General features: G+C 59.3%; 8 protein-coding genes. 4 read left to right on the top strand and 4 right to left on the bottom strand.

Annotated elements, in window-relative coordinates; translation table 11 throughout:
- Positions 1–308: 308 nt before the first annotated feature.
- Both ACE3OH_RS12620 and ACE3OH_RS12615 read right to left on the bottom strand, forming a co-directional pair.
- Complete coding sequence (locus ACE3OH_RS12620) at positions 309–641, bottom strand: hypothetical protein (RefSeq protein WP_374353078.1); 333 nt, start codon at positions 639–641, stop codon at positions 309–311.
- Positions 642–685: 44 nt separating this feature from the next.
- On the bottom strand, positions 686–907 hold the full coding sequence (locus ACE3OH_RS12615; RefSeq protein ID WP_374353075.1) for a hypothetical protein: 222 nt from the start codon (positions 905–907) through the stop codon (positions 686–688).
- 224 nt (positions 908–1,131) lie between these two features.
- On the opposite strand from ACE3OH_RS12615, the gene ACE3OH_RS12610 reads away from it, so the two are divergent.
- Positions 1,132–1,479 (top strand): RidA family protein, encoded by a 348-nt coding sequence (locus ACE3OH_RS12610; protein ID WP_374353072.1) that lies wholly within the window; start codon positions 1,132–1,134, stop codon positions 1,477–1,479.
- Between the two features lie 388 nt (positions 1,480–1,867).
- Here ACE3OH_RS12610 and ACE3OH_RS12605 read toward each other — a convergent pair whose 3' ends face one another.
- The gene (locus ACE3OH_RS12605) at positions 1,868–2,191 is read right to left on the bottom strand and encodes a hypothetical protein (protein WP_374353069.1); all 324 of its coding nucleotides are present in this window, start codon (positions 2,189–2,191) and stop codon (positions 1,868–1,870) included.
- Positions 2,192–2,250: 59 nt separating this feature from the next.
- Positions 2,251–3,309 carry a SagB family peptide dehydrogenase gene (locus tag ACE3OH_RS12600; protein WP_374353066.1) on the bottom strand — a complete coding sequence of 353 codons (1,059 nt, stop codon included), beginning with the start codon at positions 3,307–3,309 and terminating at the stop codon, positions 2,251–2,253.
- A gap of 86 nt (positions 3,310–3,395) precedes the next feature.
- Here ACE3OH_RS12600 and ACE3OH_RS12595 point away from each other — a divergent pair, with 86 nt between their 5' ends.
- The 3 genes from ACE3OH_RS12595 to ACE3OH_RS12585 all read left to right on the top strand — a co-directional run bounded on the left by ACE3OH_RS12595 (position 3,396) and on the right by ACE3OH_RS12585 (position 8,097).
- Complete coding sequence (locus ACE3OH_RS12595) at positions 3,396–3,614, top strand: hypothetical protein (protein ID WP_374353063.1); 219 nt, start codon at positions 3,396–3,398, stop codon at positions 3,612–3,614.
- A gap of 1,863 nt (positions 3,615–5,477) precedes the next feature.
- A complete protein-coding gene (locus tag ACE3OH_RS12590; RefSeq protein WP_374353060.1) occupies positions 5,478–6,827 on the top strand; it encodes a putative bifunctional diguanylate cyclase/phosphodiesterase in 1,350 nt (449 codons plus the stop codon).
- 292 nt (positions 6,828–7,119) lie between these two features.
- The gene (locus tag ACE3OH_RS12585) at positions 7,120–8,097 is read left to right on the top strand and encodes a hypothetical protein (RefSeq protein ID WP_374353057.1); all 978 of its coding nucleotides are present in this window, start codon (positions 7,120–7,122) and stop codon (positions 8,095–8,097) included.
- Positions 8,098–8,231: the final 134 nt, after the last annotated feature.

Here is an 8,231-nt window from a genome sequence, read left to right as displayed (position 1 = left end):
GGGAAACCTGGCACAAGAAAAAGGGCGAGGGCCAGTGTAGCAGCGCAATCGATGCAGGGATGCCGCAGCCCTGCTGGGTTTGCGGCCAGTGATGCAGAAACGCCAAACATGGCGTTGTAGGCAGGTGCGCGGCTGATTGGTGCTGCGCAAAAGAAAACCCCTCCCCCAAGACGGGGGAGGGGTCGGGGAAAGGGCGGGCCACTTGCCGCTTGAACGCCCCCTCTCCACAGACCTCCCCGCGTGGGGGAGGGTGAGTGCGCGGCTGGTTCGAGCCTTGCGGCGCCGTATCAGCCGGCGACGATTGGCGCTCAGGGCTTGGCGGCTGGGGCGTCAGCCTTCTTTTCTTCCGCCTTCTTGTCCGACTTCTTGTGGTGCTTGCCAGCCTTCTTGGCCTCGGCGTTCATCGCGCCTTCGGCATGCTTGGCAGCGTCGGCCGGCTTGGCTGCCTCGGCTGGCTTGGCGGCGTCTACAGCTTTGGCAGCTTCCGCCGGTTTGGCGGCTTCTGCTGGCTTTGCCGCTTCAGCTGGCTTGGCAACTGCGGCCGGGGTGGCAGGCTTGGCGGCCGGTGCGTCGGCGGCTTGGGCGCCGAAGGCCACCAGGGCGAAAGAGGTGGCGATCAGGTTAGCGATGGACTTGTTCATGGTGATTCCTTTTTCAGTGTGTAAGGGATAGTGCGGGGTTGAGATCAGGACTTTTTGTCTGCTTTGGCGGCGTCCTGTTTGCCGTCGTTTGCCTTGGCCTCGGTGGCCTTGTGATGCTTGTGCGCTTTGTGGTGACCAGCCTTGCTGGCGGTGGGGGCGGCTTGGGCTTCCTTGGCCTCGCTTGGCTTGGCGGCTTCATTGGCGCTGGCGCCGAAAGCCATCAGGGCGAGGGTCGATGCGATCAGGGTGGTGGTGAGGGTGTTCATGTGGTGTTTCCTTTCGGGGCTGGGACCGGCTGCTGTGTCAGTGCTGCGGTCGATGGCGGCCATAGTGCGTGGCGAAAGCTGAACGAAAGCTGAGTGCATTTTTTGGTAGTTTTACCAAGGCTGCTGTGTCATCCGGCCCGCAACTGCTGCGTTTACGGCGGTCGACCCGTGCCTGCGGGCGGCGCATGCGGTAGGCTCGGGGCCTTGCCGATCAAGGAGTTCGCATGGACATTCAACGCATCAACCCGGAAACCCGCTGGTCCGACGCTACCGTGTACGGCGGCATCATCCACTTTGTGGAAGTGCCGGCCATCCTCGCCGCCGATATCACGGCCCAGACCCGCCTGGTGCTGGAGCAGGCCGAAGCCACCCTGGCCCTGGCCGGCAGCGATAAATCGCGCCTGTTGATGGTGACCATCTATGTCACCGACTTGCGCAATGTGCCGGCGATGAACGAGGTATGGGATGCCTGGCTGCCAGAGGGCTGCGCCCCGGTGCGTGCCTGCCTGAAGGTGGAACTGGTCAGCCCCGGCATGCTGGTGGAAATGGCCTTCGTGGCGGCACCGCGCTAGGCGCTGTGAAAGTGCCCTAACAAAGCCAAACCTGTAGACACAGAGAACAGGGAGGGCACAGAGCGCACAGAGAAGGGCAAAAGGCAGACAGGTTTTCTCCGTGCCTACAGATTTCTGGGGGATGATCATCCCGGCGCCTGAAAAGCCAAACCTGTAGACACAGAGAACAGTGAGAGCACAGAGCACACAGAGAAAGGCAAAAGCCAGACAGGTTTTATGTGCCCTCAGTGCCTACAGATTTTTTGGGGATCATTCTGGCACCTGAAAGGCAAACCTGTAGACACAGAGAACGGGGAGAACACAGAGCACACAGAGAAGGGTTAATCCACAAAGATTTTCTCTGTGCCCTCTGTGTCCACAGAATCTGGGTTTGTCTCTAAGACGCCAATCAAGGCTTGCCGGCAATCTGTTCATTGATCTGTCGCACATAGTCGTTGTACTCGCTGCTGGCCTGCTTGCCGGCATCGATGGCGGCGTTGGCTTCCTGGCGTAGCTGGGCGATGGCTTTTTCCTTGTCGCTGATCAGCTGGTTTTGCTGGGCGATGAATTGGCTTACGCACTCGCCATAGGTCTTTAACTGGTTATTGAATGCATCCACCTTGGCCTTGGGCGCGGTGCGGCCGGGGAAGGTGGGTTTGCTGCAGGCGGGTGCGCTATCTGCCGCATGGGCCGGGAATAGGGCAAGGGCGGCGAGCAGGATCAGTGGCTTCATGGTGGCATTCCTGGTGGGTAAAAATGCAATACCACAACAATACCACATGAATTCGCCAATCATGCCTCCGGTGGCAATGGCCGCCCTGCGCCGGTGACAAACAGCACCGACTCATTCACCCCGTCTATGCCCAGGTCCTCTTCGATCAGCGTGTCTTTCAGCGCGGCGGTGCCAAAGGGCGCGAGGCCGAGCCAGGTGGCCACCAGGCAGAAGGTCTGGCCAAGGTGGCCGGCGTCCAGCGTCACTACCCGGTAGGCGCGTGGCTTGTGGTATTTCCACATGGCGCGCGGGAACACCGCCGTCATCAGAAACAGCGCCGCCGCATCGCCCACATAGCGCTGGTCGGCACAGTAGGCAGCGGCCAGGGCCGGCGTGGCCTGCTCGTTGACCAGGGCCAGGGTGTGGTGCAAAGGGTGATAGTGGTAGATGCCCGGCGCCAGGCCCTCTACCCGCAAGGCCATCAGGTATACCTCGCCCGGATGGCGCGCCCCGCCCGAGGGGCTGGTTTTCAGCGGCAGCTTGCCAAAAGTGGGCGTATCCACCTGGTCCTGCACCCCCCACACCAGCTGCAACAGGGTGGCGACCTCGACCAGGGTGAGCGGCGCCGGGCCGAAGCTGCGGTGGGTGCGGCGGCGCAGCAGCACCTCGATGAATTCGCCCGCGGCCGGCGTGGCGGGCGGCAAGGCAATGGCGCCATCGCCATGGGCTGGCTTGTAATGCGGCGGCTGCGGCGTGCTGGGCAGGGTAGCGCGCTTCAGTTCATCGGGCGAATCGGCGGTGACATAGGGGCAATCCTTGCTGCTGAAGTGAAAGCCGGCCGAGGGCAGCCAGGGCGCCCAGTCGCGACAGGCTTGTTCATCGCGCTGCGCTGCGACGCTGCCTTCGCACACCACCAGCTGGTTTTCCACCAGGGCCAGCAGCGACTGCTCCAGGCTGTCGCGGCTGTATTGCGAAAAGCGCCGCGCCAGCGCTTCCAGGCCCTGCCAGTCGCTCAGCGCGTCCAGGAGTTCCACGGTAAACGGAATGGCGCTGACCGTCAGCCGCTGCAAATAGTTATGAAAACGCAGCTCATCATCCTGCCAATACAGCTGCAAGGCCCCCACCCGCCGGTAACGCATAGGCACATCCTCCGCTCAGGACAAGAAAAAGCCCGCACAGCAAGGCCTGGCGGGCATGGTGATGATTGGGTTTAGCTGGATCGGCGATGGCTATCGAACGCATGTGTGTGATTGGCCATCCACTTCCTTGGTTCGGTGGTTTGCTTCAACTGCAGATCAAGATGCTGCAATTTGCTCTGATTTGCCGCTTTGGGCATAAGGTCGGCGCTATAGGCCGCTGGGACCAGGCTCAGACCGAAAATGCTGGTCATGGCACCAACCAGTACTTTGCGTTTACTTTTCATTGCTTGCTCCTCCGTGAGTGACAGCTAGGCGAGCTGCGCTCGCCGCAAGCAGGTTCTGCTGACCTGTTGATTTCCCTCGAGCTTGGATTGGGTTCGGCCGTGAGGTGCTGCGTAGCTCACGGCCCGGTCCGCAACTGTCAGCCGGTGTGGATATTGTGCGTGTGGTGGGCCATAGCTGCCCGATCGACTCGAACTGGCCGCAGCCTCAAGTCAAGCATCAGTGGTGGCGAGAATGATTGCTTCGGATGTGATCCAAACACGTCAGCGCCTGTACTGGCTGGTGTACTTTGTTTGTTCCTCATGATTCGTCCTCCTTTGTGATGTGCCGTTAAAACGGGCGCTACTTACGGGGTGTAGGCCCGAAAGGTCTGTTTTGCGCTGCGTGGATCAGGGCTTTGGAGGGCCGGTAACTATGTTGTGGGTATGGCTCGCCATTGCATCCAAATTGTCTTTCACTTGCGTCAAACGTAGATCCAACTCCGCTGGCGAGAGCGAGCCTTTCTGGCTTAGAACGTCCGCCAAATCGGCTGCCGTCTTATCGATTGCTTCCTTCGTAGATATTTTTCCGACTGCGATGTTGCCCTGACTCATAGTTCAGCTCCAGTCTGTTGGGTGGATGCGCGTTGTCTACTTTGCCATCAAGTATGGCGAGATCAGTATGGTTGGCGCGAACCAATTTGCAAGTGTGAATCCAAGGCGACCATGCTATACCTGCTTGAACAGAAGCAACATCATGAGCATTCAAGCATGCGCATTTCACTAGCTCTATCATTTTTGAGTTTTGCGAATATACGGAAATCAGCCGTTGCTTTGTGCTTAGTAATTATTGGTCTCACATCAGCCTATTGCAATGCCGGGTCGATGATGTATAGGTGCGGGGTTGACGACCAAGTTACTATAATAAGCAATTCCAGTGGTGACAAATGGAATGAGGTCGAATCGAATTTATTTTTAATTAGACCTGGTCAGCAATGCTGGGTGCGGATGGAGTCACGCCCTGTTACGGCAGGGTCAATGTTGACTAGCCTTTCTGTTTATGGTGGAAAATCAAATCTCGATTTATTTGATCGATCTGGGGAGCGTATAGCGTTTGCATATCGGACTGGCGGGCGAAATAATGCCATTATGGCTGGGAATTTGGCTAGTTTCATAAATGCGCAGACGTTCAATTTTCCAATGTACTTAAGGGTGGAGTTGGTTCCTGATACTATTTATCAGAGTTATGTTCGTGTCGGCTGGGAAGATGTGAGTTCGAAAATTCTTGATATGCAGCGCGCACAGGCTGAGGATTTGTTAGTTGTGGCTCTGTTTCTCGGTGTTGCACTTGTTTCTGTAACTATTGGCGCTGCACTTCGGCAGTCTGATCAACTACTGATGGCATTGTGGGCGTTATTTTGGGCTGCTTACTATTTAATATATCACGGAGCTTATTCTGCATTTGGATATAGCCCGCTTGCTTTTTGGATGCATTCGTACTCTAATTTTGTGCATGGGATTTTAATCGCCATGTTGGTGAACCGTTTCGGCATGTTTAAAGCGAATGCGCCGAAATGTGGAAAAGTCTTGCAGTGCTTGGCATTGGCTATGCTTGGATCGGGTGTGGTGGCGTGGGTTGCGCCATATGGCAATCGCGCTGCATTGCTTACGTTCTCCGAAGTCCTTTTGTTTCCTATTGTAGCAGTGGCGTTGTATGGTGCGCTAGTTGGAATGCGACGCAAGGATTCGGCTTGCTTGTTAATTGTCCTTGCATTGGTTCCGACTTTTGTTTATTCAATGACTCCAATATTTTCGTTAATAACGCAGGGGAATTCAGAATACTTGCTTCCAGCTTTTGCAATGCCCGGGAGTACATTTGAATTTGCCCAAAGTATCTGGCTCCCATTTATGTTCTTCCTCAGCCTGGTCTACCGCGCCTTCCAGTTGCAGCGCGAGGCGATTCGGCTGGCTTTGCATGATCCGCTCACCAGCCTACCCAATCGTGAAAGCCTGCGCAAAGCCGGCGAAGCCTTGCTGGCGGCGGGGCGTTCGCTGGCGGTGCTGGTGCTGGATATTGATCGCTTCAAGTCGGTGAATGCGGCCCTCGGGCGCCAGCTGGGCGACCGCATTCTGGTGCTGTGCGGGCAGCGGCTTAGCCAGCTCGATGCCGATATGGTCGGGCGCCTGCATGCCGACCGCTTTGCCTTGTTGTGGGCATCGAACCGCAGCCTGAGCGATCTGCAGGCGCGTATCGAGCAGCTGTTTGCCGAGCCGGTGGAGTTGGACGGCCAGCAGATCGACTTGTCGGCCAAGGTGGGGGTGGCCACCGGCAGCGGTGCGCACACCAATATCGAAACGGTGATGCGCAATGCCGAGGTGGCCCTGAACACCGCGCGCAGCCAGCAAAAAACCTGGGTGGAATACCGGCCGGAATACGAGACCACCCGGCTGGCCGATCTGAGCCTGCTGTCGGACCTGAACCGGGCGGTGGAGCGCAATGAGTTGCGCCTCTACCTGCAACCCAAGGTGCGGCTGGCCGATGGCGCCACGGCGGCGGCCGAGGCGCTGATCCGCTGGCAGCACCCACAGCGCGGGCTGGTGCCGCCGATGGAATTCATCCCGTTCGCCGAGCAGACTGGCCGCATCGGCCTGTTGACACGCTGGATGCTGGGCGAGGCGATGCAGCTGACCGCCCGGCTGCGCCGCGAGGGGCGGCCCTTGCAGGTGTCGGTGAACCTCTCCACGGTGGACCTGGCCGAGCGCGATTTCGACCAGTTTGTCAGCGCGCTGGCCGAGCGCCATGGCGCGCTGCCGGCCGATATCCGCCTGGAAGTCACCGAATCGAGCGCCATGCTCGACCCCAAGACCGCCATTTCGGTGATGCAAAAGCTGCATGCTGCCGGCTTCAGCCTGTCGATCGACGACTTTGGCACCGGCTATTCCTCGCTGGCCTATCTGCAAAAAATGCCGGTGGCCGAGCTGAAGATCGACCGTGCCTTTGTGCGCGGGGTGGTGGATGGCTCCGACGCCGCCACGCTGCTGTCGTGCACGCTGGACCTTGGTCACCGGCTCGGGCTGACAGTGGTGGCCGAAGGCGCCGAAACGCTGGAGGAATGGATGCTGCTCACCAAGCTCGGCTGCGACTATGCGCAGGGCTGGTTTGCCGCCAAGCCGATGCCGATCGAGGCATTCGAGCACTGGCGCGAGGAATATGCGGCCTTCCTGCCGGTGATCTTGTCGGGTTCCAAACCGGCCTGAAGGGCTGTTTGAGACCGTGCGGGAAGCTTGAGTGATGCAGTTCGTAGCCACCCATCTCCCCAGCCGTCTCCCGCGAGGGGAGAGGGACTAGGTTGAACTTGCTCTGGCCTGCCCGGCTGGCGACAATGGCCCCGGCCTTGGCGCCCGCTGCAGGAGCGGCTTTAGCCGCGATTGCCGACGTCTTCGCGGCTAACGTCGCTCCTGCAAGTCCAGCGCTCAGGCGGCTGCCGATCGATCAGTCCGGGCATGCTTCGTAGACCTCCCACCCCTGCCAAATTGAAAGACCTGTCTTATGGAACGCCCCGCGCAACTGGTACCCGACAATGAAATCGAGCGGCTGATCGGCCGGCTGGGCAAGGAGGGGCAGGAATTCCTGCGCGAGCGCTTTCGCCAGATCCGCAAGAGCGCCCGGCCCGATGAGCGCGAGATGCTGCATTACAAGGTGCTGTCGCGCGCCGAGGTGATCCAGCAGGCTTCGCAATTCACTTTCAGCCGCTGGTGCAGCAGCAAGGCCGAGCTGGAGCGCGACGATGCGCAGCGCCTGCTCGAATATCTGGTGGAGCAGGGCCTGTGGGACGAGGTGCGCGAGCAGCTGCGCATTGCCCGCGCGCCCGACCAGTATTTCTGGAGCCTGGTGCATGAGCTGGAATCGGCGCGTACCACCCGGCAAAAACTCAAGAGCGGCGCACCGGCGGTCTACCAGCTATGGCGCCCGGCGGTGGCCTGGCCCGGCCGCTATGTGCTGGGCATGCTGATCGTCTACTACCACGTGCGCACCGGTGCCATGCGTACCATCGAGTTTCACCGCATGCAGGGCGAGGCCGCCGGCCCCGGCGGTCTGCTGCGCACACCCAGGCTTACCGAATGCCTGCGTGGCTATCTGGTGAAGAAATCCAGCCAGCTGATCATGCACAGCTTCCAGCAAGGCACCCGCAATATGCAGATCACCGTGCTGGCCGACTTGCTGCAGCAAAACCGGCAGATCCACGCCATGAGCGGCCTATGCCTGGGCCTGATGGGCCAGCGCGGCCTTTACTGCCGCCCGGTGGTGCTGATGCGCCAGGCCGAGCTATCGGCCGATATGCTGGCGGCGCTCGATGGCCAGATCGACGAAGACGGCTGGCCTACTGATGCCTTTATGACGCGGCTGAACGCGGACCCTCTGTTCAATGCCCTCAATATCGTGGAAAGCGCCGATGTGCCGGAGTTCGTGAAGGAACGCCTGGCCGAAAGCGCCAGCTTGTCCGAATTCAAGCATCCGGATTTTTAGGGTCTGGCAGAAGGCAAACCCAAACCCAAACCCAAACCCAAACCCAAACCCAAACCCAAACCCAAACCCAAACCCAAACCCAAACCCAAACCCAAACCCAAACCCAAACCCAAACCCAAACCCAAACCCAAACC

Source organism: Chitinimonas sp., from assembly GCF_041904975.1.
In the GTDB taxonomy this organism is placed as follows: domain Bacteria; phylum Pseudomonadota; class Gammaproteobacteria; order Burkholderiales; family Chitinimonadaceae; genus Chitinimonas.
The sequence above is the reverse complement of the archived record's forward strand: the minus strand, read 5'-3'. Positions and strand labels throughout refer to the sequence as shown.

Excerpts from the sequence above, each read along its gene's own strand:
- ACE3OH_RS12605 (WP_374353069.1), bottom strand. The coding sequence starts at position 2,191 with ATGAAGCCACTGATCCTGCTCGCCGCCCTTGCCCTATTCCCGGCCCAT.
- ACE3OH_RS12600 (WP_374353066.1), bottom strand. The coding sequence starts at position 3,309 with ATGCGTTACCGGCGGGTGGGGGCCTTGCAGCTGTATTGGCAGGATGAT.
- ACE3OH_RS12585 (WP_374353057.1), top strand. The coding sequence starts at position 7,120 with ATGGAACGCCCCGCGCAACTGGTACCCGACAATGAAATCGAGCGGCTG.
- ACE3OH_RS12620 (WP_374353078.1), bottom strand. The coding sequence starts at position 641 with ATGAACAAGTCCATCGCTAACCTGATCGCCACCTCTTTCGCCCTGGTG.
- ACE3OH_RS12615 (WP_374353075.1), bottom strand. The coding sequence starts at position 907 with ATGAACACCCTCACCACCACCCTGATCGCATCGACCCTCGCCCTGATG.
- ACE3OH_RS12595 (WP_374353063.1), top strand. The coding sequence starts at position 3,396 with ATGGCTATCGAACGCATGTGTGTGATTGGCCATCCACTTCCTTGGTTC.
- ACE3OH_RS12590 (WP_374353060.1), top strand. The coding sequence starts at position 5,478 with ATGTTCTTCCTCAGCCTGGTCTACCGCGCCTTCCAGTTGCAGCGCGAG.
- ACE3OH_RS12610 (WP_374353072.1), top strand. The coding sequence starts at position 1,132 with ATGGACATTCAACGCATCAACCCGGAAACCCGCTGGTCCGACGCTACC.